Origin of the sequence: Winslowiella iniecta (assembly GCF_001267535.1) — a bacterium.
GTDB lineage: Bacteria > Pseudomonadota > Gammaproteobacteria > Enterobacterales > Enterobacteriaceae > Erwinia > Erwinia iniecta.
In genome coordinates this window covers 1-211 of sequence record NZ_JRXE01000092.1, presented here as the reverse complement: position 1 = coordinate 211, position 211 = coordinate 1, and the positions used below count along the sequence as shown (strand labels likewise).

General features: G+C 53.6%; 1 pseudogene. It reads right to left on the bottom strand.

Annotation, left to right across the window (positions count from 1 at the left end):
• Window positions 1–207, bottom strand: a pseudogene (locus NG42_RS21745) (hypothetical protein); the annotation flags it as partial.
• Window positions 208–211 lie beyond the last annotated feature (4 nt).

Below are 211 nucleotides of genomic sequence, written 5' to 3'. Positions count from 1 at the left end.
GTCAACGCGGTTAGCCATATCCTGCGCATCGCGAGAGACTTCAGTCTTCTTGCTCATCTGCTCAAACTTGCTGTTCGCCAGTTCGGTAAACAGCAGCATGATGCTGTCCATGGTGACCATCGCAGCACCCATCAGCGAGGTGTTTTTGCCCGCGCTCAGGTACTCGGTATCGCCGGATTTCACGCCAGACTGTGCATTAACGTTGATGTTG